The sequence below is a fragment of the Enterobacter sp. HMSC16D10 genome (assembly GCF_001807145.1).
GTDB classification, from domain to species: domain Bacteria; phylum Pseudomonadota; class Gammaproteobacteria; order Enterobacterales; family Enterobacteriaceae; genus Enterobacter; species Enterobacter roggenkampii.
In genome coordinates this window covers 39,091-63,556 of sequence record NZ_KV787897.1, presented here as the reverse complement: position 1 = coordinate 63,556, position 24,466 = coordinate 39,091, and the positions used below count along the sequence as shown (strand labels likewise).

Below are 24,466 nucleotides of genomic sequence, written 5' to 3'. Positions count from 1 at the left end.
CTGCCGGGGCAGGGCTTTGTGCGGTCTGTGAGCGGTGTCGGGTGGCGGCCGACCTACAGGTTCGGCGGGCTTGTTAACTATTCAACGCCGGCCGGTCGCTAATGGCGATACGCTGCGGCGCGATGGCTTCCGGTACGTTACGGGTCAGGTCAATATGCAGCAGCCCGTTGGTAAACGTTGCGCCGGAGACGTCCATATGGTCTGCCAGGGTAAAGCTCAGGCTAAACGGCTGATTAACCAGCCCCTGATGAAGCCATTTGGTCTCGGTCTCTTGTTTCTCCGGCGTACCTTTCACGGTCAGACGCGTGCCTTCGAGCTGAATATCCAGATCCTCCTGACGGAAGCCGGCCAGCGCCAGGGTGATGCGATAGTGGTTATCGTCGCTTTTTTCGATATTGTACGGCGGAAACGTCTGTTGCTCAGCGGTGTTTTGCAGGGCATTAGCCAGTTTGTCAAAACCAATCCACTGACGAAGTAAGGGGGATAAATCATAGTTACGCATACTAAATCTCCTTCTGAGAAGCGAGTTCGGCACAGTTTAATTTTGTGCGCAGTTGTTCCTGCAAATCCGGATGGATTCGCATATGCTCCCGTTACGGCAAGCAGGTCTGGGTGGGCCGCTCGCGCGACCCGCATAATTAGTTAATTTCGATACGACGCGGTTTTTTCTCTTCCGGAATCACACGTTCCAGTTCGATAAACAGCAGGCCGTTGACCAGGTTTGCACCTTTCACATGAATGTTCTCAGCTAACTGGAACTTGCGTTCAAAGTTGCGCTCAGCGATGCCCTGGTAAAGGTAGGTACGTTCTTTCTGCTCGGCCGTATGGGAACCTTTCACCACCAGCAGGTTGTCCTGCGCGGTGATCTCCAGTTCGTTTTCTGCAAAACCGGCGACGGCAATGGCGATGCGGTAGTGGTTTTCGTCAACCAGCTCAACATTGTATGGAGGGTAGCCGTTGCTCTGGCTTTGGTTATTTTCTAAATGGTTAAACAGGCGGTCAAAACCAATTGCAGAACGGTATAGCGGAGAAAGATCGAAGTTACGCATAAATAAAACTCCTGAAATCAGCGAGAAAAGTAAGCCTTCCACCATGGACAGGCCTTTACGCCCCCCGAACACCCATCAGGCGAGTTCGTTATCGGGTCGTATTCTTAAAATGGGTCTGCAACCGGGCTTTTCAAGCATGACAACTGCACTTTTTTTTGCACTTTCCTGCATCTCGCATAGACTGGGACAACAGCACAAAGGGTTAAATTGCGATGGCTGCCACAGTGCGGGGTTATCGGGCTATCCATTTTGGATAAGGCTCGCTATAACCCTGAGTTGCAGGTCTATGCAGTGCCATTAACGATGACTGAGTGATGATGAAAAATGTTCTGATAAAGCTGACGACGTTCAGCGGGGTAGTTTTACTTTGCGGGTGTTCGAGCGTGATGTCTCACACCGGCGGTAAAGAAGGAACATATCCGGGGACGCGCGCCAGCGCGGCGATGATCTCCGATGACGATACAAACTGGGGCACCAAATCCCTGGTTATCCTGGATATGCCGTTTACGGCTGTGGCGGACACGCTTCTGCTGCCGTGGGATTTATTCCGTAAGGACGACTCCGTGCGCTCACGGGTAGAGAAAAGCGAGCAGGAAAATCTGGCGACAAACGCCGTCATTCCGCCCGCAGAGATGCCGCCGCGCTAGTTCTGCGCGGTTTCCGCTAACCAGAGCTGACGGAAACCGTCCGTCTCTTCCATCCACGCAATAAAGCGCCCGTCCGGGGAAAATACGACGGCATCCGCAGACGGCGGATTGCCGTGATCGGACGTCAAAAACGTCACCTGTCCGGTCTGCGCGTCACAGCAGGCGATCCGGTTTTCGAGCACAAACCCCAGCCGATCACCCGCCGGATGCCAGTTAAACGCAGACTGAATATCGCTCCCGTTACGCGTCAGCTGGCGCGGCTCGCCGCCATCAGGTGAGATCAGCCACAGCTGCACAATGCCGTTATCGTCGCGCATCATAAACGCGATCTGCGTTCCCTGCGGGTTGCTGCGAACCCAGTGACGCGGCACGTTCACCAGGCCCGGATAGGCCCTTTGATGCGTAAAGGTCAAACGACGCTGCTTCACCCCAGCAGGCGGGGCCGGCAGGGTCTCTGCGGTGCCCTGAAGCGGCGCATCGCCCGCCCGTTTCCAGCTCTGTTCATCTTCTGGCAGGTTAACAATAAACAGTTCAGGCACTTTCTCGCCCGTTGCAGACAGGGTATCGCCGATAAACGCCAGCCTGGTGTTGCCCACCCAGCCCTCTTCGTAGGCGCGGTTAATTTCGTCGCTGCCCGGCTGCGGGTTGGGCGTCGTGCGGCTGACCAGCACGCTCCAGAATGTACCTGAATATTCGCGCGGATGGTTTCCCGGCGAATTCACCGGGCCATAAGGCGCCGCCACGCCGACGTTGCGTAAATCAAGCTTCGCATCGCGCACGTGCAGCACGTGGTCGTTATAGGTAAAGCTGACAAGCTGGCCGTTCGGGCTGAAGACATGGACGTGGCTGCCGCCGCGCAGCGCGCCCGGGGTGAACGGTGAAGTGATATCCATTGCGTCCAGGTTGCTCACCTGCCCGTGATGCGCAATTATCCCCTGGCGATGATGAAAATCGTAGTGCCAGTCCGCATCCGGGTTTTTCGGGCCGTGGATAAAGACGTATTTCTCCTGCGCGGGATGAACGGTCACCACGCCAACGTGCGCGCCGTCAGTGGCGCGATAAATCACCTCGACTTCGCCCGTAACAACGTTGACCCGCTCGATGGTTTCACCGGTGAACGATGCACCTGACGGGCGCACGTCATAGACCAGCCACTGGCTGTCCGGCGTCCAGGTATTGATGTTAGTAAGCTGGTGGTTGCGGGAAGCGAAGGTGATTTGTTTCATGAGGATACCCTGATACGCGGTTTTCGCATCAGGGTATCGCAAGCGGGTGTTTAGTTCAGCACAAACTTCTCAATGGCGTAAGCCACGCCGTCTTCAAGGTTGGATTTGGTGACAAAATTAGCCACTTCTTTCACCGACGGAATAGCGTTATCCATCGCTACGCCCATGCCCGCGAATTCAATCATCGCGATGTCGTTTTCCTGATCGCCCAGCGCCATGATTTCGTCCGGTTTGATGCCCAGCGCGTCGGCCAGCGATTTCACGCCGGTGCCTTTATTGACGCGTTTATCGAGGATTTCAAGGAAGTACGGCGCACTTTTCAGCACGGTGTATTTCTCTTTCACTTCGGCCGGAATGCGCGCAATCGCTTTATCAAGGATCTCCGGCTCGTCGATCATCATCACTTTCAGGAACTGGGTGGCCGGATCCATCTTCTCGGCTTCGCAGAACACCAGCGGAATGGTCGCCACGTAGGATTCATGTACCGTGTAGTAGCTGATATCACGGTTGGCGGTGTAAAGCGTATTGCGATCGAGAGCGTGGAAGTGGGAACCCACCTCACGGGACAGTTTTTCCAGGAACCGGTAGTCATCGTAGCTTAGCGCGGTTTGCGCAACCGTACTGCCATCTGCGGCTTTCTGCACCAGCGCGCCGTTATAGGTAATGCAGTAGTCGCCGGGCTGATTCATGTGCAGCTCTTTCAGGTAGCTGTGCACGCCCGCATACGGACGCCCCGTGGTGAGGACCACATTCACGCCCTTTGCGCGTGCCGCGGCGATCGCGTTCTTAACGGCTGGAGAGATAGTGTGGTCTGGCAGCAACAGCGTGCCGTCCATATCGATTGCAATAAGTTTGATAGCCATGAGTTCCCCGGGATAAATGAGTGCTGCCTCATGCTAACGCGATTAAGCACACAAAAATAGAGCTACCTTGCGCAACAAAAGCCCCCTTTTACGCCTATCCCGAGGAACAAAGACCTACTCGCGGGTGAGAACGATTTTACCAAACGCACCGCGATCCAGATGCTCAAGAGCCTGTTTAAGCTCGTTAAAACGGTAGCGATGCTCAATCACAGGTTTCAACCCGGTGACATCCACGGCGCGGACGAAATCCTCCAGCGCCCGGCGGTGCCCCACGCCGATCCCCTGAATGACGGGAGATTTCAGCAACAGTTCGCCAGCCGAGAGCGAAATGTCAGACCCGGCCAGCACGCCAATGACCGAGATACGTCCATGAACGGCAACGGCGCGCAGGGAGTGCTTCAGGTTCTCACCCCCCACGGTTTCGATAATATGGTCGATACCGCGATCCTGCGTCAGCGCCAGCGCCTCTTCAGCCCAGTCGCCTTTCAGGCGGTTGATGCCCTGGCTGGCCCCCAGCTTTTTGGCCAGCGCCAGCTTTTCATCGCTCCCGGACGTAACAATGACCTCTGCGCCGTGCGCTTTTACGATTTGCAGGGCGAAAATCGCCACGCCGCCCGTTCCCTGTACCAGCACCGATTGCCCGGCGCGCAGCTGACCGCGTTCCACCAGTGCGAACCAGGCGGTAAGCCCCGCGCAGGGTAAGGTGCTGGCCTCTGCGTCATCCAGGGTTTCCGGCGATGCCGCCAGCGCGTCTTCCTTCACAATCACATACTCGGCCAGCATTCCCTGGAAGTATCCACCGGACGTTCTATAGGGCAAATTGCGCGCGTCCGCCTGCGGCTTACCGTCGATCCACTCCGGAAAGAAGGTTGAGATAACGCGGGCACCGGGCTGGAAACGCGTGACGCCTTCACCAATGCTGTCGACGACGCCCGCCATGTCAGACGCCGGGGTAAACGGGAAGGAAAGCGGAATCGGCATCGTGCCTTCAATCACCATTTTGTCGCGATAGTTGAGCGCGACGGCATTCACCCTTACGCGCACTTCACCCGGACCGGGTTGGGGAATGGGCTCCTGAATAAGCGTGAGGCTCTCGCGCCCGAGGGCGCTCATCGTCCAGCGTTGCATTGTCTCGGTCATTTTTTTCTCCGGCCATCAAGTAATCTTTAATACTGACAGTCTACCGTTGACGCATGGTCGCCAGTGGCGATAAGTTTTCTCTATATTGACGCCAAAAAAGATACAATTCATGACCGACACGCTGAAGGATATCCCTGTTTTTGTGGCTGCCGTAGAGGCGGGAAGCTTTGCACAGGCCGCCATTCGTCTGCATTTGTCACGCTCGGCGGTAGGAAAAAGCATCGCTCGTCTCGAGGAGCGACTGGGGGTACGGCTGTTTCAGCGCACCACCCGGAGCCAGAGCCTGACCGATAACGGCGCCCTTTTTTATGAACGGTGCCTGCGTGCGCTGGAGGAAATTCGGGGCGCAGAGTCGCTGCTTGAAACGGGGAAACAGCAGGTCAGCGGCCGCCTGCGCGTTGCCATGCCGGTACTGTTTGGCCGCCAGTGCGTCGCGCCGCTGTTGATTGAACTGGCGCAGGAACACCCCGGGCTTGAGCTTGAAATGTCGTTCAGCGACCGCGTGGTGGATCTGGTGGAGGAAGGGTTTGATATGGCGGTGCGTAACGGCACGCTGCAGGACAGCAGCATGCTGGTCGCCAGAAAGCTGAGCGAACACCGCATGGTGCTGTGCGCTGCGCCGGATTATCTGCAGAACAAAGGCCAGCCGCAAAGCGTGGCTGACTTACCCCATCATACGGCGATTAACTATCTGCGCGCAGGCAGAGTGTTACCCTGGCAACTGATGAATAACGAAGGGACCTCGCACACCTTTACTCCCCGTTCATCGCTCAATATGGATGATTTGCAGGCCATCTGCGACGCGGCGCTGGCCGGGCACGGGATTGCCTGGCTCCCCTGCTGGATGGCCATTAAAGAAATTCATCAGGGAAAGCTCGTCCCGCTCCTGAAACAGGCGCCCGATGTCCATTTTGACGTTCATGCCGTCTGGCAGCAAACGCCGCACCTGCCGCTGAGGGTGAGGATTGCCGTCGATACGCTCGCCAGTCGCTTACCGTCAGTGCTGTCGCAGGATATGCCCGCGCCCATAAAAAAGCCGCGCTAAACGCGCGGCCAGTTATTGATGCGGTATCACGTCGATTAAATATCGATATTTGCCGCTTTCAGGGCGTTCTCTTCGATGAAGGCACGACGTGGTTCAACCGCATCGCCCATCAGGGTGGTGAACAGCTGGTCTGCAGCAATCGCGTCCTTAACGGTCACGCGCAGCATGCGACGGCTTTCCGGATCCATGGTGGTTTCCCACAGCTGCTCCGGGTTCATTTCGCCCAGACCTTTATAGCGCTGGATCGCGAGGCCGCGACGGGACTCTTTCACCAGCCAGTCCAGCGCCTGCTCGAAGCTGGCTACCGGCTGACGACGTTCGCCACGTTCGATGAACGCATCGTCTTCGATCAGGCCGCGCAGCTTCTCGCCGAGCGTGCAGATACGACGGTATTCCGGACCGGTGACAAACTCGTGCTCCAGCGGGTAGTCGGTGTCGACGCCGTGGGTACGCACGCGAACGATCGGCTCGAACTGCCCGTCAGCGTTCTGCTGAACATCGCATTTCCACTGGCTGCCGTGCTGCTCTTTTTCGTTCAGATCGGTCACCAGAGCGTTCACCCAGCGGGTGACGGTCTGCTCGCTGCTCAGATCGGCTTCGGTCAGGGTTGGCTGATAAACCAGCTCCTTCAGCAGCGTTTTCGGATAACGGCGTTCCATACGCGTAATCATTTTCTGCGTGGCGTTGAACTCGGACACCAGACGCTCCAGCGGCTCACCGGCCAGTGCAGGGGCGTGCGAGTTCGCGTGCAGGGTCGCGCCATCAAGCGCAATTGCGATTTGGTACTGATCCATCGCTTCGTCGTCTTTGATGTACTGTTCCTGCTTGCCTTTCTTCACTTTGTACAGCGGCGGCTGGGCAATGTAGACGTGGCCACGCTCAACGATTTCAGGCATCTGACGATAGAAGAAGGTCAACAGCAGCGTACGGATGTGCGAGCCGTCGACGTCCGCATCGGTCATGATGATGATGCTGTGGTAGCGCAGTTTGTCCGGGTTGTACTCGTCACGGCCAATGCCGCAGCCCAGCGCGGTGATGAGTGTCGCCACTTCCTGAGAAGAGAGCATCTTGTCGAAACGGGCTTTCTCAACGTTGAGGATTTTACCCTTCAGCGGCAGAATCGCCTGGTTCTTACGGTTACGGCCCTGCTTCGCAGAACCGCCCGCGGAGTCCCCTTCCACGAGGTACAGTTCGGACAGCGCCGGGTCGCGTTCCTGGCAGTCAGCCAGCTTGCCCGGCAGGCCGGCTAAGTCCAGCGCGCCTTTACGACGGGTCATTTCACGGGCTTTACGCGCCGCTTCACGGGCACGCGCCGCATCAATAATTTTGCCCACCACGATTTTCGCGTCGGACGGGTTTTCCAGCAGGTATTCGCTCAGCAGTTCGTTCATCTGCTGCTCAACCGCCGATTTCACCTCAGAAGAGACCAGCTTGTCTTTGGTCTGTGAGGAGAACTTCGGATCCGGCACCTTCACGGAAACCACGGCAATCAGGCCTTCACGGGCATCGTCACCGGTGGCGCTGACTTTCGCTTTCTTGCTGTAGCCTTCTTTGTCCATGTAGGCGTTCAGGGTACGGGTCATCGCCGCACGGAAGCCTGCAAGGTGGGTACCACCGTCACGCTGTGGAATGTTGTTGGTAAAGCAGTAGATGTTTTCCTGGAAACCGTCGTTCCACTGCAGCGCCACTTCCACGCCGATGCCGTCTTTTTCGGTGGAGAAGTAGAATATATTCGGGTGAATAGGCGTTTTGTTCTTGTTCAGATACTCAACAAACGCCTTGATACCGCCTTCGTAATGGAAGTGGTCTTCTTTGTTGTCACGCTTGTCGCGCAGGCGAATCGAGACGCCGGAGTTCAGGAACGACAGTTCACGCAGGCGTTTCGCCAGGATGTCGTACTCGAACTCGGTGACGTTGGTGAAGGTTTCGAGGCTCGGCCAGAAACGCACCATGGTACCGGTTTTGTCGGTTTCGCCGGTAACGGCCAGCGGTGCCTGCGGCACGCCGTGCGTGTAAAGCTGACGGTGAATTTTGCCTTCGCGCTGGATAACCAGCTCCAGCTTCTGCGACAGGGCGTTTACTACCGAAACACCTACGCCGTGCAGGCCGCCGGAAACTTTATAGGAGTTATCGTCGAACTTACCGCCTGCGTGCAGGACGGTCATGATCACTTCCGCCGCGGAGACGCCCTCTTCCGGGTGAATACCGGTTGGGATGCCACGGCCGTCATCGGTGACGGAGACGGAGTTATCCGCATGGATGGTGACCACGATGTCTTTACAGTGACCCGCGAGCGCTTCGTCGATAGCGTTATCTACCACCTCGAATACCATGTGGTGCAGACCGGTGCCGTCATCCGTGTCGCCGATATACATACCCGGGCGCTTACGCACCGCATCCAGCCCTTTCAGGACTTTGATACTGGAGGAGTCATAAGAATTCGACATCAACGTTTCTCGCTCATTTCAACTTGGGTTAATCCGTTATTTTACCCTTTTCCACGGTAAACATCTTCGAATTTTCGTCCGACATGTCCATAACGTGTTCAGCGCTAATGGCGCTGACGAAAACCTGCGACTGCGTGGCTTTTAAGCGGCTGGCAAGCAGCCCGCGCCGCGCGTCGTCAAGTTCCGAGGCAAAATCATCTATCAGGTACAGGCAGCGTCGCCCGCTCTCGCGGGTGAGGAACTCCCCCTGCGCCAGGCGCAACGCACACATCAGGAGCTTGAGCTGCCCGCGCGACAGCGTGTCTTCCACCGGCGCACCGTCGGCACGAATGCGGAAATCCGCCTTGTGCGGGCCGTGCGCGGTGTAGGTCAACATGCGGTCGCGCTCGAAGCTTCTCTCTAACACCTCGGCATAGTCCGTCTCTTTCTCCCAGCCGCGCTGGAAGGAGAAGGTGAGAGAGAACTCGGGTAAAAACTGTTTGCAGGTGTCGGCCATGTCTTCGGCAATACCTGCGCTGTATTCGGCACGCCAGTTGCTGATTTGTTCTGCAAGAGGGATTAATTCCATGTCCCACGGACGCAGCTGGGCGTAGCGCGTCACCTGGCGCAACGCGGCGTTACGCTGCTTGAGCAGACGCTTCAGGTTGCTCCAGGCGTTAAAGAATCCGGCTTCGTTGTGAAAGCATCCCCAGTCGAGGAACGCTCTTCTGTATTTGGGGCCGCCGTTGAGTAAAGTAAACCCCTCGGGCGTGATCAGCTGCATCGGCATCAGCAGCGCCAGCTCGGCCACCTTGTGGCCGTCGGTACCGTCGATGCGCACCTTGCTGTCGCCCTGCTTGTCTTTGGTCAGGCCGACGGCGGTTTCCCGCTCCTCGCCCTGCAAACGCCCGTGCAGAACAAAAGATTCCTGCTCGTGGCGAATCACGCGACCAATCTGCAAACTGCGAAACGCCCGACCGTGGCCGAGCGTATAGATGGCTTCCAGCACGCTGGTTTTGCCGCTGCCGTTCGCGCCAACCAGGAAATTAAAGCCAGGGGATAAAGCGAGATCCGCGCTTTCGATGTTGCGAAAGTCGCGAATCAACAGACGGGTGAGCGACATTACAGTCTCATTGGCATGACAACATAGGCAGCCGACTGTGATGCGGCATCTTCAATCTGTACGCTCGAAACGGAGTCGGTCAGCAGGATGCGCACGTTCTCGCATTTCAGCGCGTTCAGCACATCCAGCACGTAGCTAACGTTGAAGCCGATTTCCATCTCAGCCCCGGCGTAGGTGACGTCCAGAATCTCTTCTGCCTCTTCCTGCTCCGGGTTGTTGGCGGTGATTTTGATCTGGTTTTCACTCACGTACAGGCGCACGCCGCGGAATTTCTCGTTAGAGAGAATAGCCGCACGCGCAAACGCCTGCTTGAGACTATCGCAACCGGCTTCCAGCGTTTTGTCCGGGTTCTTCGGCAATACGCGGCGATAATCCGGAAAACGACCGTCAACCAGCTTCGATGTGAAGACAAAATCGCCCACGTGAGCGCGGATGTTATTGCTGCCGATCTGCACGCGCAGCGGCATGTCGCCGCCGTCGAGCATACGCATCAGCTCAATCACCCCTTTACGCGGCACGATCACCGAATGGTTTGGCAGTGAGTCGCCAATCGGCATGGAACAGACCGCCAGACGGTGGCCGTCGGTCGCCACGGTACGCAGCTCTTCACCTTCGGTTTCGAACAGCATGCCGTTTAAGTAGTAACGAACGTCCTGATGCGCCATGGAGAACTGGGTGGCTTCAATCAGACGCTTCATCGTCGCCTGCGGCAGGGTGAATTCCACTTCGCTCTGCCAGTCGTCCAGGTTCGGGAAGTCCGCTGCAGGCAGCGTGGAGAGCGAGAAACGGCTGCGGCCAGAGCGCACCAGCATACGGTCGCCTTCCAGCTGCACGGCGATTTCAGCACCTTCCGGCAGCCCGCGGCAGATATCAAAGAATTTACGTGCCGGAACCGTGGTCGCGCCCGCGTCGTGCGGCTGCGTCAGCGTAACGCGCGCGATCATTTCCATTTCCAGATCTGTACCGGTCAGCGACAGCGTACCGTCCGCGACCTGAAGCAGCAGGTTTCCGAGAATAGGCAGCGTTGGGCGGCCGCCTAATGGGCCACTCACCTGTTGCAGCGGTTTTAATAAATGTTCACGTTCAACGGTAAATTTCATAGCGTCACGATGATAATGTTCTGATTAGATTGGAAAAATCTTCTTTTATGTCGTGGCTTTCTTCGCGTAACTGCTCAATCTTGCGACAGGCGTGCAGCACGGTCGTATGGTCACGGCCACCAAACGCATCGCCGATTTCCGGCAGACTGTGGTTGGTTAACTCCTTTGCCAGCGCCATCGCCATCTGACGCGGGCGCGCCACCGAGCGGGAACGACGTTTAGACAGTAAATCTGCCACTTTGATCTTGTAGTACTCAGCCACCGTCTTTTGAATATTGTCGATAGTGACCAGTTTTTCCTGCAATGCCAGCAAATCACGCAGCGCTTCACGCACAAAATCGATGGTGATCGCACGACCGGTAAAGTTGGCATTGGCGATAACGCGGTTCAGTGCCCCTTCGAGCTCACGCACGTTGGAGCGCAGACGCTTGGCAATGAAGAACGCCACTTCACCCGGCAGGCGAATGTCGTTTTCATCGGCTTTCTTCATCAGGATCGCGACGCGGGTTTCCAGCTCCGGTGGCTCGATCGCCACGGTCAGGCCCCAGCCGAAGCGGGATTTCAGACGATCTTCAACGCCGTTGATCTCTTTTGGATAACGATCCGAGGTCAAAATGATCTGCTGATTGCCTTCCAGCAGGGCATTGAAGGTGTGGAAAAATTCTTCCTGCGATCGTTCTTTATTGGCAAAGAACTGAATGTCATCGATCAGCAGCGCGTCAACGGAACGGTAGTAGCGTTTAAACTCTTCGATCGCATTGTTTTGCAGGGCTTTTACCATGTCCTGAACGAAGCGTTCGGAGTGCATATACACCACTTTGGCATTGGGCTTGCGCGCCATAATGCCGTTGCCCACCGCGTGCAGCAGGTGCGTTTTACCGAGACCCGTGCCGCCATACAGGAACAGCGGGTTGTAGGCCCCGCCGGGGTTATCAGCAACCTGGCGAGCCGCCGCGCGCGCCAGCTGGTTCGACTTACCTTCAACGAAGTTATCGAACGTGTGTTTGACGTTTACGTTAGAGCGGTAGGTTGGCTCAGCCGGTGCAGGAACATTATCCCACCCCTGACGAGCAGGAGCGACGCGAGGGGCCGGCGCGGGTGCGGCCTGAGCAGGCGCAGCCACATTCACGGTTTCACGTACGGTTTGGGTGACCGGCTTTGTGCCCACTTCAAAGCGCAGCTGTGGGGCATCTGACCCGCAGAAATCGTTCAGCAGTCCATTGATGTTATTAAGGTACTTGTCCCTTACCCAATCGAGCACAAAACGGTTTGGCGCGTACAAAGCCAGCGTGTTATCGCTCAGTTCCGCCTGCAACGGGCGGATCCACATACTGAATTCTGTGGCTGGTAACTCATCCTGCAATCGGGCAAGACACTGCTGCCAAAGCGAAAGTGACACGGCGGACTCCACTCGAACAATAAAAGATAACTATTGAATATTCATGATTGTTGGCGCACATCGGCATGACCCTGTGTAAAGGGGGACGTGCGAATTGCTATCTGCAATTTATCCTGACCAGGATCCTGGGATCCCGATCAGGACCGCGGATCATAGCCTAAACTGAGCCAGAGATCTTCTGTTTCTCACAGATTCTTCCCGATTTATCCACAGGAAGATCAGAAACCGGTTAAGTGTAAACGATCCTGGCGCGAGTGCCCCACGATTTAGCCCGCATATTGGAAAAATTAATGAGCACAGCCAATTTATTGCTTAAATGATCTAACGAAGATCCGGGACGATCCTTGCGCTTTATCGGTGAGCCCGTATAATCCTCGACCCGGCGCGTGATGCTCATCTTCCTGCGTCGTCCGTTGCTCATTTTCCACGCGAAAACGTGCGGAAATACGCGGGAAATAAGGAAAGAGAATTGACTCCGGAGTGTACAATTATTACAATCCGGCCTCTTTAATCACCCACGCTGAGGCGTTAGTCGTTCGAAACTCGTTCGGGTATACGCAAAAGTCAGTGAATTTATTCAAGTTTAGGTAGAAATCGCCATGAAACGCACTTTTCAACCGTCTGTACTGAAGCGCAACCGTTCTCACGGCTTCCGTGCTCGTATGGCTACTAAAAATGGTCGTCAGGTTCTGGCACGTCGTCGTGCTAAAGGCCGCGCTCGTCTGACCGTTTCCAAGTAATAAAGCTAACCCCTGAGTGGTTAAGCTAGCATTTCCCAGGGAGTTACGTTTGTTAACTCCCGCTCATTTCACTTTCGTCTTCCAGCAGCCACAACGGGCTGGCACGCCGCAAATCACCATCCTCGGCCGCCAAAATTCGCTGGGGCATCCCCGCATCGGTCTCACAGTCGCCAAGAAAAATGTTAAGCGTGCGCATGAACGCAATCGGATTAAACGTCTGACGCGTGAAAGCTTCCGTTTACGTCAGCACGAACTGCCTTCAATGGATTTCGTGGTGGTGGCGAAGAAAGGGGTTGCCGACCTCGATAACCGTGCTCTCTCGGAAGCGTTGGAAAAATTATGGCGCCGCCACTGTCGCCTGGCTCCCGGGTCCTGATAGCCCTCATTCGGGTCTATCAACGCCTGATTAGTCCGCTACTCGGGCCGCACTGCCGTTTCACACCAACATGCTCAAGCTACGGAATTGAGGCATTGCGCAGGTTTGGAGTGATAAAAGGCAGTTGGTTGACGGTGAAACGCGTATTAAAATGCCACCCTTTACACCCCGGTGGAGACGACCCCGTCCCCCCAGGACCCTTTGATACCAGAGAACACTAACGATGGATTCGCAACGCAATCTTCTTATCATCGCTTTGTTGTTCGTGTCTTTCATGATCTGGCAGGCATGGGAGCAGGATAAAAATCCTCAACCCCAGCAGCAGACCACGCAGACTACGACCACCGCAGCGGGTAGCGCCGCCGACCAGGGCGTACCGGCCAGTGGCCAGGGGAAACAGATTACGGTTAAGACCGATGTGCTTGAGCTGACAATCAACACCCGTGGTGGTGATGTTGAGCAGGCGCTGCTGTTGACCTACCCGAAAGAGCTGAAGTCTAACGAACCGTTCCAGTTACTGGAAACCACGCCTGAGTTTATCTACCAGGCGCAGAGCGGCCTGACCGGTCGTGACGGCCCGGATAACCCGGCTAACGGTGCGCGTCCACTGTATAACGTCGAGAACGACACCTTTGTGCTGGCTGATGGCCAGAACGAACTCGTTATTCCGATGACCTATACCGACGCCGCAGGCAACACCTTCACCAAAACCTTCACCCTGAAGCGCGGTGAGTATGCGGTGAACGTGGGCTACAGCGTACAGAACGCCAGTGCGAAACCGCTGGAGCTGTCGACCTTTGGCCAGCTGAAGCAGTCCATCAATCTGCCGTCTCACCGTGACACCGGAAGCAGCAACTTTGCGCTGCACACCTTCCGTGGCGCGGCGTACTCCACGCCTGACGCGAAGTACGAGAAATACAAATTCGACACCATTGCCGATAACGAAAACCTGAACGTCAGCGCTAAAGGCGGTTGGGTGGCGATGCTGCAGCAGTATTTCGCGACGGCGTGGGTGCCAAATAACGACGGTACCAACAACTTCTATACCGCGAACCTGGGTAACGGCCTTGCAGCCATCGGCTACAAATCTCAGCCGGTTCTGGTACAGCCGGGTCAAACCGGTAAGCTGGCCAGCACCCTGTGGGTTGGCCCGGAAATTCAGGACAAAATGGCTGCTGTTGCGCCGCACCTGGATCTGACCGTGGATTACGGTTGGTTGTGGTTCATCTCTCAGCCGCTGTTTAAGCTGCTGAAGTTCATCCACAGCTTCCTGGGTAACTGGGGCTTCTCCATCATCGTTATCACCTTCATCGTTCGTGGCATCATGTACCCGCTGACTAAAGCGCAGTACACCTCCATGGCGAAGATGCGCATGCTGCAGCCGAAGATTCAGGCAATGCGTGAGCGTCTGGGCGATGACAAACAGCGTCAGAGCCAGGAAATGATGGCCCTGTACAAAGCAGAGAAAGTGAACCCACTGGGTGGTTGCTTCCCGCTGCTGATTCAGATGCCAATCTTCCTTGCGCTGTACTACATGCTGATGGGTTCCGTTGAGCTGCGCCACGCGCCGTTCGCGCTGTGGATCCATGACCTGTCCGCACAGGACCCGTACTACATCCTGCCGATCCTGATGGGCGTGACAATGTTCTTCATCCAGAAGATGTCGCCGACCACCGTGACCGACCCGATGCAGCAGAAGATCATGACCTTTATGCCGGTCATCTTCACCGTGTTCTTCCTGTGGTTCCCGTCAGGTCTGGTGCTGTACTATATCGTCAGCAACCTGGTGACCATCATCCAGCAGCAGCTGATTTACCGTGGTCTGGAAAAACGTGGCCTGCATAGCCGCGAAAAGAAAAAGTCCTGATCCGATAAGTTAACGCTAAAATAAGGGCGGTCGATTGACCGCCTTTTTTATTTGTATTGAACGAGAGCAACCATGAGCCATAACGACACTATCGTCGCCCAGGCAACCCCACCGGGACGCGGTGGTGTAGGCATTCTGCGTATCTCCGGCCTGAAGGCACGCGAGGTGGCCGAAGCGGTGCTGGGTAAACTGCCAAAGCCGCGCTACGCTGATTACCTGCCGTTTAAAGATGCCGACGGCACGCCGCTGGACCAGGGCATTGCGCTGTGGTTCCCCGGCCCGAACTCCTTTACCGGTGAAGACGTGCTGGAGCTGCAGGGCCACGGCGGCCCGGTTATCCTCGACCTGCTGTTAAAACGGATCCTGACCCTGCCGGGCCTGCGCATTGCGAAGCCGGGCGAGTTCTCCGAACGTGCCTTCCTCAACGACAAGCTCGACCTGGCGCAGGCGGAGGCCATTGCAGACCTGATCGACGCCAGTTCTGAGCAGGCGGCCCGCTCCGCCCTTAACTCCCTGCAGGGGGCATTCTCCGCGCGTGTGAATCACCTCGTGGAAGCACTTACTCACCTTAGGATCTACGTGGAAGCGGCTATCGACTTCCCGGACGAGGAGATCGACTTCCTCTCTGACGGCAAAATCGAAGCCCAGCTCAACCAGGTGATGGCCGATCTCGACGCCGTTCGTGCAGAAGCGCGCCAGGGCAGCCTGCTGCGTGAAGGGATGAAGGTGGTGATTGCCGGACGCCCGAACGCCGGTAAATCGAGCCTGCTGAACGCCCTGGCGGGCCGTGAAGCGGCGATCGTGACCGACATTGCCGGTACCACTCGCGACGTGCTGCGCGAGCACATCCACATCGACGGCATGCCGCTGCACATCATCGATACCGCCGGTCTGCGCGATGCCAGCGACGAGGTTGAGCGCATCGGTATCGAACGCGCCTGGCAGGAGATCGAGCAGGCCGACCGCGTGCTGTTTATGGTGGACGGCACCACGACCGACGCCGTTGACCCGGCGGAGATCTGGCCGGACTTTATTGCCCGTCTGCCGGCAAAGCTGCCGATCACCGTAGTGCGTAACAAAGCGGACGTGACCGGCGAAACGCTGGGCATCAGCGATGTGAATGGTCACTCACTGATTCGCCTGTCGGCGCGGACCGGTGAAGGCGTGGACGACCTGCGTAACCATCTCAAGCAGAGCATGGGCTTTGATACCAGCATGGAAGGCGGCTTCCTGGCGCGTCGTCGTCACCTGCAGGCGCTGGAAGAGGCGGCACGCCATCTTGACCAGGGCAAAGCGCAGCTGATCGGCGCGTGGGCAGGTGAACTGCTGGCGGAAGAGCTGCGTCTGGCGCAGCAGAATCTGAGCGAGATCACCGGGGAGTTTACGTCGGACGATCTGCTGGGACGGATCTTCTCGAGCTTCTGCATTGGCAAGTAATTCCCGCTAATCCATGGTGATTTCCTCCTGGGAAATCACCATTGTCCAAATGGCAACTCGCCTAATCCCTTTTCACCCCCTATCCTGCATGCCTGCATCTATGGGGGGTTTATGGCGCGTTTTCTGTTTTGTAGTTTCGCATTAGTTCTGCTTTATCCGTCCGGTATTGATATGTATCTGGTGGGATTACCGCATATCGCCCGCGATCTGGGCGCCAGCGAAGCGCAGCTGCATATTGCGTTTTCGGCCTACCTCGCGGGGATGGCGTCGTCGATGGTCTTTGCCGGGAAGATCGCGGATAAAGCAGGCCGTCAGCCTGTCGCTATCGCCGGTGCCATCGTTTTTGCCCTGGCATCCCTTCTCTGCTCACAGGCGCAAAACAGCACCGTGTTTCTGGCCGGGCGCTTTATCCAGGGCATCGGTGCGGGCGGTTGCTACGTGGTGGCGTTTGCCATTTTGCGCGACACCTTAAGCGCCCAGCGTCGCGCCAAAGTGCTGTCGATGCTGAACGGCATTACCTGCATCATCCCGGTGCTGGCCCCGGTCGTGGGCTATCTGATCATGCTGAAATTCCCGTGGCAGAGCCTGTTCTGGACCATGGCGGCGATGGGCGCGCTGGTGTTTGTCCTGTCGATTGCCGTGCTGAAAGAGACCCACCCGGGCTCGCAGAATACCGGCCATACCGCAACCCTTCACCCGGCAGAGAAGCTTCTCAACCGCTTTTTCCTCAGCCGTCTGGCCGTGACCACGTTAAGCGTGGCGGTGATCCTGACCTATGTAAACCTTTCCCCGGTGTTGCTGATGGAGACCATGGGCTTCGATCGCGGTGAGTATTCCACGGTGATGGCATTAACCGCGATGGTCAGTATGGCCGTTTCGTTTTCGACGCCGTTTGCGCTGAATATCTTCCGCCAGCGCACGCTGATGGTGACCTCACAGGTTTTATTCATGGCCGCAGGCGCGATCCTGGCGACCACCAGCTCACATGCGGTGATGCTGGTGGGCATTACGCTCATTTGCGCCGGGTTCTCGGTTGGCTTTGGCGTGGCGATGAGCCAGGCGCTTGGTCCCTTCTCGCTGCGGGCAGGCGTGGCAAGCTCGGTGCTGGGGATCGCGCAGGTCTGCGGCTCGTCGCTGTGGATTTGGCTGGCGGCAGTCATCGGGCTTAACGCGCTGAATATGCTGATCGGGGTTCTGATTGGCTGTAGCATAGTCTGCATTACCTTACTTATGGTCATCCAGCCCGCGGCGCACTATGAAGAAGCCCATCAGCAGTCTCGATCTTAACCTGTTGCTGTGCCTGCAGCTTTTGCTGCAGGAGCGCAGCGTTACCAAGGCGGCGAAGCGGATGAACGTGACGCCGTCGGCGGTGAGTAAATCGCTGGCCAAGCTGCGTGACTGGTTTGACGACCCGCTGTTTGTCAAAACGCCGCTAGGGCTGCTACCGACGCCGCTGACGGTGAGCCTGGAGCAGGATCTGGCTGACTGGATGCAAATCGGCAACCAGATCCTCGATAAATTCCATCATGATTCTCCGGGCGGGCTGACGTTCGTGCTGGCCGCGGAAACGCCGCTGATGCTGATCCGCTTCAATACCCTGCTGGAGCAGGTGAACCAGCGCTATCCGCAGGCGACGGTGAAAATGCGCCAGTGGGATTACGACTCGCTGGACGCGATTACGCGTGGCGAGGTGGATTTGGGCTTCACCGGGCGTGAAACGCATCCGCGATCCCGCGAGCTGCTTAAGCTGATGCCGTGGTTTATCGACTACGAAATCCTGTTCAGCGACCGCCCCTGCGTCTATCTGCGCGAGGATCATCCGGCGCTTCAGCAAGAGTGGAATCTGGAGACCTTCCTGCGCTATCCCCACATCAGCATCTTCTGGGAACGCAGCGATACCTGGGCGCTTGATGAGGTGTTAAAGGAGATGGGACGCGATCGCACTATCGCCATGAGCCTGCCGGGCTTCGAACAGGCGATGTTTATGGCGGCGCAGCCCGGCCATCACTATATCGCCACCGCCCCGCACTACTGTCACCACTACAATGAACTCCACCAGCGTAAGCTGATCGCGCTTCCGATCCCCATTGATGAGGAGCAGGCGGATAAATTGACCGTGCCCTTCACGCTGATCTGGCATAAACGGAACAGCCATAATCCCAAAATTCTCTGGCTGCGGGAGACCATCAAGGCACTGTACGGTGCGAGCGATCCAATTTTTGCCTAAGAAAATGTAAAGTTCGGTCCTAAGGCTTCTCTTACTTCCATTTACTGATTAAAACAGGAGGCAAGTTAAGCGATAATCATGTAACCGTTTAACCGATTACGACCATTATCAAGGAGCGAAAAATGGCTACGCACTTTGCAAGAGGGATACTTACAGAAGGACGTCTCGTATCGGCAAGAATTTCTTCAGCCTGTCACCGTGAAGCACTCACGCTTCCGGAGCACCGCAGGTCGCGGTTTTTAGCGTCCCGAGCGCTTCTCGCAGAACTGATGTTTATGCTGTACGGCACCAGCGAGCTGCCGGACATCATTACCCAGCCAGAAGGCCGCCCGGTCTTTGCCGACCCGGATCTCCCTCGTTTTTCCATTGCCTACACGGGCAATATCATTGGGGTCGCGCTGACCACCGAAGGGGACTGTGGGCTCGATATGGAGCTTCAGCGCGCGACGCGCAGCTTCCACGGTGGTAACGCGCATGAAGACTATCCGCTCTCCAGCAATGAGAAGCTGTGGGTACGCAACCAGAACGATCCTGTTGAAGCCAGAGCCCAGCTCATTACCCTGCGCCAGAGCATTCGCAAGCTCTGCGGATGCGCCTCAGACGACGCCAGCCTGCTGCAGCTGTTGCCTGGCTCCGGACGTCTGCGCGCCACCCAGGCCACGCTGGTAGAAGCGCTCTGCGACGCGGAGGATGTGCTCATCTGGTCCATCGCGGTGACCCCCGCCATCGAACGCATGAAAATCTGGGAATTTGACAGTCAACAGGGATGGCGTAGCCTTCCTGATGTGCCCGAGCGCGCCAACGAGCCCGCCGCACGTCTGATGCGATTAACCAGTTTACCGGCAGAAAAAGCATTCACCCTTAGCTGATCCAATCAGGGTCATCATGATGAAACAGGAGTAATCATGTCTGATACGTTGAAAGTTGTTACGTTACTGGGAAGCCTGCGCAAAGGTTCATTTAACGGGATGGTAGCCCGCACGCTGCCACAGCTGGCACCTGCAGGTATGGAAATTAGCGCCCTGCCGTCTATTGGCGATATTCCGCTTTATGACGCTGACGTACAGCAGGAAGAAGGGTTCCCGCAGAGCGTTGAGGCGCTGGCAGAGCAGATTCGCCAGGCTGACGGCGTGGTCATCGTCACGCCAGAGTACAACTACTCTGTACCCGGTGGTCTGAAGAATGCCATCGACTGGCTGTCCCGTTTACCTGAGCAGCCGCTGTCAGGCAAACCGGTGCTGATCCAGACCAGCTCCATGGGCGCGATTGGCGGCGCGCGCTGCCAGTATCACCTGCGTCAGATCCTGGTCTTCCTCGATGCGATGGTGATGAACAAGCCGGAATTTATGGGCGGAGTGATTCAGAACAAGGTCGACCCGCAAACGGGTGAGGTGGTGGATCAGAGCACGCGCGACCATCTCTCTGGCCAGCTGACGGCGTTCGGGGATTACATTAAGCGGGTCAAAGCCTAATAAAAAAGCCCGGTGGCGCTAGCGCTTACCGGGCCTACACTCGTCAGTAGGTCAGGTAAGCGAAGCGCCACCTGACACCACAAACCGCACCTTAGTGCGCGTCAATAAACACAATCTTCAGCACAAACAGCAGCGCCACAATGATGACGCACGGGCTGAGGTCGCGGAAGCGGCCGGTACCGATCTTCATTACGCAGTAAGAGATAAAGCCCAGCGCGATACCTTCGGTAATCGAGAAGCTGAACGGCATCATCACGGCGGTAATAAACGCCGGCACCGCTTCGGTTAAATCATCCCACTTCACGCGAGACAGGCTGGAGGTCATCAGCACACCCACGTAGATCAGCGCACCCGCTGCAGCGTACGGAGGCACCATGCCCGCCAGCGGCGAGAGGAAGATCACCAGCAGGAACAGAATACCCACGACAACCGCCGTCAGGCCGGTACGGCCGCCCACGGAGACGCCGGAAGAGGATTCAATGTAAGCGGTCACAGACGAGGTCCCGATAAATGAACCGGTCACAGAGGAGATACTGTCCACAAACAGCGCCTGCTTCATGCGCGGGAATTTGCCTTTCTCATCTGCCAGACCCGCTTTGTCGGTCACGCCGATCAGCGTACCGGAGGAGTCGAACAGGTTAACCAGCATGAAGGAGAAAATCACGCCCGCCAGGCCCAGGTTCAGGGAACCGGCCAGATCAACATGACCAACAACGGTAGAGACGCTCGGTGGCGCGGAAACGATGCCGTTATAGTGAACGTCGCCCAGCATCCAGCCCAGCAGCGTGGTCACCACGATGGAGACCAGCACCGCCGCATGAATATTGCGGGAAGCCAGGATAGCGATGATAAAGAAGCCCAGCACGCCCAGCAGCACGTTATGCGAGGTCAGGTGGCCGATGCTCACCAGCGTATCCGGGTTCGCCACGATCACGCCGGCGTTTTTCAGCCCCATCATCCCGATAAACAGACCGATACCGCTGGTGATGCCCACGCGCAGGCTCACGGGAATGTTCGCAATCATCCAGTAACGCACGCGGAAAATGGTCAGCAGCAGCAGGCCAATCGCACCCCAGAAGATGGCGCCCATACCCACCTGCCACGGCAGCCCCATCGCCTGAACCACCACGAAGGCAAAGAACGCATTCAGACCCATCGCCGGGGCCAGCGCGACCGGCAGGTTAGCGAACACACCCATCAGAATGCTGCCGAGGGCCGCGATCAGACAGGTAGTCACGAAGACGGCGCTGGTATCCATGCCAGCAACGCCCAGAATTTGAGGGTTAACAAAAACGATATAGACCATCGTCAGGAAGGTGGTGAAACCGGCGATCACTTCGGTGCGTGCCGTCGTGCCGTGCTCGCGCAGTTTAAACACGCGCTCAAGCAGACCCTGACCAGATGTCTGGGTAGTGTGTTGTTGACTCATCATCAATTTCCGAACAAGGAGGGAAAATTCGTCGCTATCCTATACCAAAATGCGACAATAGTGGCGGTTACGTGATACTTTTTTCATTGAATTTGCTTATACGGCAACGATTGCGTTCCGGTGAACTGCCGTACGTAAACGTTAAACTGGTTAAAAGGGAAAGGCATGTCCGGAATTGAAGCGGTATTTTTCGACTGCGACGGTACGCTGGTCGACAGTGAGGTCATTTGTTCCCGCGCGTATGTGGCCATGTTCCAGGAATTTGGCATTACGCTGGAACTCGACGAGGTGTTTAAACGCTTTAAGGGCGTGAAGCTCTACGAGATCATCGACATCATTAACGAAGAACACGGCGTCGTTCTGGATAAAACGGCTCTGGAACCGGTGTATCGCGCCGAGGTTGCACGCCTGTTCGATTCGGAGCTGGAGGTGATTCCGGGCGCAAACGCGCTGCTGGATGCCATGACGGTGCCGATCTGCGTGGTCTCCAACGGGCCTGTCAGCAAAATGCAGCACTCGCTCGGCAAGCTTGAGATGCTGCACCACTTCCCGGAAAAACTGTTCAGCGGCTACGATATCCAGCGCTGGAAGCCGGACCCGGCACTGATGTTCCATGCGGCAAAGGCGATGAACGTTAACGTAGAGCACTGCATTCTGGTGGATGACTCGTCTGCGGGCGCGCAGTCGGGGATTGATGCGGGAATGGAGGTGTTTTACTTCTGCGCCGACCCGCACAACAAGCCGATCGATCATCCAAAAGTCACGACCTTCACCGATCTGGCGCAGCTACCCGCGCTGTGGAAGGCGCGCGGGTGGAATATTACGCGTTAAGCCGCCCCTCCCGGCAGGGAGGGCGACAGGTTTATCTGAAGAGCTTTTGAACAAACTCAGCATAGGCCGGACGCCAGACGTCCATTTCGTGGTTCAGACCGGGGTACATTTTATAGTCGAATTTGATGCCCTGCTTTTCCAGCTCCGCTTTCAGACCGGCGATATCTTTGCCGGTCACCGAATCGCGCTCTCCCACAACGACGGTGAAGTTATGCAGCTGCCGGTTAATGGCCTCAGGCTGCTTAAAGCGTGCGGCCACGCCTTCATCAGGCACGGTTGTCGTGGTAACGCCGCTGAACGTTCCCAGCCAGCCGAAGCTCTCAAGATGATTCATCCCGGAGACCAGCGCCTGATAACCGCCCTGTGACAATCCCGCCAGCGCCCGGCCTGCCGCATCTTTACGCACGTTGAAGCGTGTATCCACCAGCGGAATAATCTCGCTCATCAGTTCACGGTCTGCGGCTTTCGCATTGAGCGGATAGAAAGACTTCCGTCGTTCTGCCGGTGGGAAGTTCTCGGGGATGGCCTCAGTGCTCTCCGTCTCGGTGTCGGGTACCACCACCAGCATCGGTTTGATTTTCCCTTCGGCCATCAGGTTATCCATGATTTGCGGCAGACGGCCCTGGTCGATGGCAGAGAGCCCGGTATCCCCAAAACCATGGTAAAAGTAGAGCACCGGTAAGGGTTCCCCTGTGCCGTTGTAGCCAGGGGGAGTCCATACATAGACGCGGCGCTCTGACTTGAGCGACGGCGAGTGCCAGGTCAAGGTCGTCAGATCGCCATGCGGTACAGGACGATCGTCGAGAATACTGCCCGGAACCAGAATCAGGCTGGTGTTCACCTGCCGCTGGGGTTTTTGATAGCGGCTTCCCGTGTCAACTGAACGGAAACCATCGATGTCGAAATAATATTCGTAGAGATTCGGGGCCATCGGCTCGCTTTTCCATGACCAGACGCCATTTTTCTCTTTCGTCATATCATGGGAAACCTGGCTTTCAGGCATTGACCCCGTCACCACGGAGACTCGCGTTGCGCCGGGTGCAAACAGGCGAAACGTAATGCTTTTATCCGCATTAACCTGGGTCACATAGTGGCTGACCGGGGTAGTCTGGTCAGGTGTGACCGGCAACGGTGCGGCAATCACGTCTGTTCCAGTACCGATCCCGATGCTGATGGCCATCGCCAGGCACGCTAATGAATTTTTCATATACCATCCTTTGCTGTTTTTTCGTCTCACGTTAGCGCGTTTCGAACGTCAGGCAACGGATGAAGGGGAAAATTGTGATTACACTAGAAATAACAACGCCGGTGAGTACCGGCGTTGTTATCAGATGACAGGATTACTCTTTCGGATCTTTACCCGCCAGCAGCTTGTCCAGCTCGTCGCCGCCCACGTGACGGAAGTCCTGACCCTTCACGAAGTAGAAAATGTATTCGCAAATATTCTGGCAGCGGTCACCGATACGCTCGATAGAGCGCGCGCAGAACAGGGCCGTCAGCACGCTCGGGATCGTACGGGAATCTTCCATCATGTAGGTCATCAGCTGGCGCACGATGCCTTCATACTCCTGATCGACCTTCTTGTCTTCACGGTAGATACGCACCGCTTCGTCCAGATCCATCCGCGCAAAGGCATCCAGCACGTCGTGCAGCATCTGCACGGTGTGGCGGCCCAGCGACTCCAGGCTGACCAGCAGCGGCTGATGCTGCTGAGAAAACTTCTCCAGCGCGGTGCGGCAGATTTTATCGGCGACGTCACCAATACGTTCCAGCTCGGCGATGGTTTTGATGATCGCCATCACCAGACGCAGGTCGCTCGCCGTCGGCTGACGTTTCGCGATAATGCGCACGCAGGCTTCGTCGATAGCCACTTCCATCATGTTGACGTTTTTATCGCCTTCAATGACGCGCTTCGCCAGCTCGCTGTCCTGGTTGTGCATCGCCGTAATCGCATCAGAAAGCTGCTGCTCGACCATGCCGCCCATGGTCATCACCTGGGTGCGAATGCTTTCCAGCTCTGCGTTGAACTGGCCGGAAATGTGTTTATTAAGATTGAGGTTGTCCATGGT

At 56.7% G+C, this 24,466-nt stretch carries 24 protein-coding genes and 1 other annotated feature; of the genes, 12 read left to right on the top strand and 12 right to left on the bottom strand.

The window, feature by feature from the left end; all coding sequences use genetic code 11:
• Positions 1–73 precede the first annotated feature (73 nt).
• Together ibpB and ibpA are read right to left on the bottom strand one after the other, a co-directional pair.
• Positions 74–502 carry a small heat shock chaperone IbpB gene (gene ibpB, locus HMPREF3143_RS18115; protein WP_008500161.1) on the bottom strand — a complete coding sequence of 143 codons (429 nt, stop codon included), beginning with the start codon at positions 500–502 and terminating at the stop codon, positions 74–76.
• Between the two features lie 136 nt (positions 503–638).
• On the bottom strand, positions 639–1,049 hold the full coding sequence (gene ibpA, locus HMPREF3143_RS18110; RefSeq protein WP_008500162.1) for a small heat shock chaperone IbpA: 411 nt from the start codon (positions 1,047–1,049) through the stop codon (positions 639–641).
• Positions 1,043–1,114 (bottom strand) — a sequence feature (ROSE (Repression Of Heat Shock gene Expression) occurs in the 5'-region of heat shock genes and acts as an RNA thermometer to modulate expression.). It overlaps the preceding gene by 7 nt.
• Positions 1,115–1,363: 249 nt before the next feature.
• Here ibpA and HMPREF3143_RS18105 point away from each other — a divergent pair.
• Positions 1,364–1,696, top strand: a complete 333-nt coding sequence (locus tag HMPREF3143_RS18105) for a YceK/YidQ family lipoprotein (RefSeq protein WP_021242679.1) — start codon at positions 1,364–1,366, stop codon at positions 1,694–1,696.
• Here HMPREF3143_RS18105 and HMPREF3143_RS18100 read toward each other — a convergent pair.
• The 3 genes from HMPREF3143_RS18100 to HMPREF3143_RS18090 all read right to left on the bottom strand — a co-directional run bounded on the left by HMPREF3143_RS18100 (position 1,693) and on the right by HMPREF3143_RS18090 (position 4,925).
• Positions 1,693–2,922: a YidR family protein gene (locus tag HMPREF3143_RS18100; RefSeq protein ID WP_070533912.1), complete on the bottom strand. Its 1,230-nt coding sequence runs from the start codon at positions 2,920–2,922 to the stop codon at positions 1,693–1,695. The genes HMPREF3143_RS18105 and HMPREF3143_RS18100 overlap by 4 nt on opposite strands.
• Positions 2,923–2,972: 50 nt before the next feature.
• Positions 2,973–3,785 (bottom strand): sugar-phosphatase, encoded by an 813-nt coding sequence (gene yidA, locus HMPREF3143_RS18095; protein WP_008500165.1) that lies wholly within the window; start codon positions 3,783–3,785, stop codon positions 2,973–2,975.
• Positions 3,786–3,899: 114 nt separating this feature from the next.
• Positions 3,900–4,925 (bottom strand): zinc-dependent alcohol dehydrogenase family protein, encoded by a 1,026-nt coding sequence (locus HMPREF3143_RS18090; RefSeq protein ID WP_070533910.1) that lies wholly within the window; start codon positions 4,923–4,925, stop codon positions 3,900–3,902.
• Positions 4,926–5,034: 109 nt separating this feature from the next.
• Here HMPREF3143_RS18090 and HMPREF3143_RS18085 point away from each other — a divergent pair, with 109 nt between their 5' ends.
• Positions 5,035–5,970 (top strand): LysR family transcriptional regulator, encoded by a 936-nt coding sequence (locus tag HMPREF3143_RS18085; protein WP_070533908.1) that lies wholly within the window; start codon positions 5,035–5,037, stop codon positions 5,968–5,970.
• 35 nt (positions 5,971–6,005) lie between these two features.
• Here HMPREF3143_RS18085 and gyrB read toward each other — a convergent pair whose 3' ends face one another.
• From gyrB to dnaA, 4 genes are read right to left on the bottom strand one after another with little or no spacing between them, the layout of a single operon-like run.
• Complete coding sequence (gyrB, locus tag HMPREF3143_RS18080) at positions 6,006–8,417, bottom strand: DNA topoisomerase (ATP-hydrolyzing) subunit B (RefSeq protein ID WP_008500168.1); 2,412 nt, start codon at positions 8,415–8,417, stop codon at positions 6,006–6,008.
• Between the two features lie 28 nt (positions 8,418–8,445).
• Positions 8,446–9,519: a DNA replication/repair protein RecF gene (gene recF, locus HMPREF3143_RS18075; RefSeq protein WP_070533906.1), complete on the bottom strand. Its 1,074-nt coding sequence runs from the start codon at positions 9,517–9,519 to the stop codon at positions 8,446–8,448.
• Positions 9,519–10,619 carry a DNA polymerase III subunit beta gene (gene dnaN / locus HMPREF3143_RS18070; RefSeq protein WP_070533904.1) on the bottom strand — a complete coding sequence of 367 codons (1,101 nt, stop codon included), beginning with the start codon at positions 10,617–10,619 and terminating at the stop codon, positions 9,519–9,521. The genes recF and dnaN overlap by 1 nt, the downstream gene beginning before the upstream one ends.
• Positions 10,620–10,623: 4 nt before the next feature.
• Positions 10,624–12,018: a chromosomal replication initiator protein DnaA gene (dnaA, locus tag HMPREF3143_RS18065; protein WP_010426558.1), complete on the bottom strand. Its 1,395-nt coding sequence runs from the start codon at positions 12,016–12,018 to the stop codon at positions 10,624–10,626.
• A 599-nt stretch (positions 12,019–12,617) separates the two neighbouring features.
• Here dnaA and rpmH point away from each other — a divergent pair.
• The 9 genes from rpmH to HMPREF3143_RS18025 all read left to right on the top strand — a co-directional run bounded on the left by rpmH (position 12,618) and on the right by HMPREF3143_RS18025 (position 20,137).
• Positions 12,618–12,758: a 50S ribosomal protein L34 gene (rpmH, locus tag HMPREF3143_RS18060; RefSeq protein WP_000831330.1), complete on the top strand. Its 141-nt coding sequence runs from the start codon at positions 12,618–12,620 to the stop codon at positions 12,756–12,758.
• Between the two features lie 16 nt (positions 12,759–12,774).
• Positions 12,775–13,134: a ribonuclease P protein component gene (gene rnpA, locus HMPREF3143_RS18055; RefSeq protein ID WP_021242673.1), complete on the top strand. Its 360-nt coding sequence runs from the start codon at positions 12,775–12,777 to the stop codon at positions 13,132–13,134.
• Positions 13,098–13,355, top strand: coding sequence for a membrane protein insertion efficiency factor YidD (gene yidD / locus HMPREF3143_RS25105; protein ID WP_001307474.1), 258 nt, complete (start codon positions 13,098–13,100; stop codon positions 13,353–13,355). Before rnpA ends, yidD begins: the two co-directional genes overlap by 37 nt.
• Before the next feature lie 2 nt (positions 13,356–13,357).
• On the top strand, positions 13,358–15,001 hold the full coding sequence (yidC, locus tag HMPREF3143_RS18050; protein WP_008500173.1) for a membrane protein insertase YidC: 1,644 nt from the start codon (positions 13,358–13,360) through the stop codon (positions 14,999–15,001).
• Between the two features lie 72 nt (positions 15,002–15,073).
• Entirely contained in the window at positions 15,074–16,438 is a 1,365-nt protein-coding gene (mnmE, locus tag HMPREF3143_RS18045; protein ID WP_032654291.1) for a tRNA uridine-5-carboxymethylaminomethyl(34) synthesis GTPase MnmE, read from the top strand.
• Positions 16,439–16,549: 111 nt separating this feature from the next.
• Positions 16,550–17,725 (top strand): MFS transporter, encoded by a 1,176-nt coding sequence (locus tag HMPREF3143_RS18040; protein ID WP_070533902.1) that lies wholly within the window; start codon positions 16,550–16,552, stop codon positions 17,723–17,725.
• Positions 17,694–18,665, top strand: coding sequence for an HTH-type transcriptional regulator YidZ (gene yidZ, locus HMPREF3143_RS18035; protein WP_008500176.1), 972 nt, complete (start codon positions 17,694–17,696; stop codon positions 18,663–18,665). The genes HMPREF3143_RS18040 and yidZ overlap by 32 nt, the downstream gene beginning before the upstream one ends.
• A 122-nt stretch (positions 18,666–18,787) precedes the next feature.
• Positions 18,788–19,534 (top strand): 4'-phosphopantetheinyl transferase family protein, encoded by a 747-nt coding sequence (locus HMPREF3143_RS18030; protein ID WP_023293689.1) that lies wholly within the window; start codon positions 18,788–18,790, stop codon positions 19,532–19,534.
• A 36-nt stretch (positions 19,535–19,570) separates the two neighbouring features.
• A complete protein-coding gene (locus HMPREF3143_RS18025) occupies positions 19,571–20,137 on the top strand; it encodes an NADPH-dependent FMN reductase (protein ID WP_014833835.1) in 567 nt (188 codons plus the stop codon).
• 91 nt (positions 20,138–20,228) lie between these two features.
• On the opposite strand, the gene adeP is transcribed toward HMPREF3143_RS18025, so the two are convergent.
• A complete protein-coding gene (adeP, locus tag HMPREF3143_RS18020) occupies positions 20,229–21,566 on the bottom strand; it encodes an adenine permease AdeP (RefSeq protein ID WP_139145877.1) in 1,338 nt (445 codons plus the stop codon).
• 165 nt (positions 21,567–21,731) lie between these two features.
• Between adeP and yieH the strand changes: the two genes are divergently transcribed.
• A complete protein-coding gene (gene yieH / locus HMPREF3143_RS18015) occupies positions 21,732–22,397 on the top strand; it encodes a 6-phosphogluconate phosphatase (RefSeq protein ID WP_023326368.1) in 666 nt (221 codons plus the stop codon).
• Between the two features lie 31 nt (positions 22,398–22,428).
• Here the strand turns inward: yieH and HMPREF3143_RS18010 are convergent, their stop codons facing one another.
• Both HMPREF3143_RS18010 and phoU read right to left on the bottom strand, forming a co-directional pair.
• On the bottom strand, positions 22,429–23,577 hold the full coding sequence (locus HMPREF3143_RS18010; protein WP_087450469.1) for an esterase: 1,149 nt from the start codon (positions 23,575–23,577) through the stop codon (positions 22,429–22,431).
• A gap of 160 nt (positions 23,578–23,737) precedes the next feature.
• A complete protein-coding gene (phoU, locus tag HMPREF3143_RS18005) occupies positions 23,738–24,463 on the bottom strand; it encodes a phosphate signaling complex protein PhoU (RefSeq protein ID WP_008500182.1) in 726 nt (241 codons plus the stop codon).
• Between the last annotated feature and the right edge of the window lie 3 nt (positions 24,464–24,466).